We start from the raw sequence: 215 nt of genomic DNA on the forward strand, positions 1-215 counted from the left end.
ACTAATTTAGTCTACGAGGATGTGACGTATCCACAACGAATGTATTCAAAAAGGAGGAAATAAAGCTTTTCTGCCTTTCAAACGAACTTTAACAGACAGCAAAGGCTACGAAAAGAAAAGCTATAGAAGTTCGCAAAAAGATTGTGGACAATGTCCTTTACGAGAAAGTTGTTGTGGAAAAGTAACCAAGTATAAAAAAGTTGGAAGATAGCATT

The 215-nt window shown here is 35.3% G+C and carries 1 pseudogene; it reads left to right on the forward strand.

Going from position 1 to position 215, the window contains the following annotated elements:
- Positions 1–37: 37 nt before the first annotated feature.
- Positions 38–202: pseudogene (locus B3M86_RS13935) on the forward strand (IS1182 family transposase); the annotation flags it as partial.
- Between the last annotated feature and the right edge of the window lie 13 nt (positions 203–215).

The organism is Empedobacter sp. UBA6305 (assembly GCF_002440405.1).
In the GTDB taxonomy this organism is placed as follows: Bacteria; Bacteroidota; Bacteroidia; order Flavobacteriales; family Weeksellaceae; genus Empedobacter; species Empedobacter falsenii_B.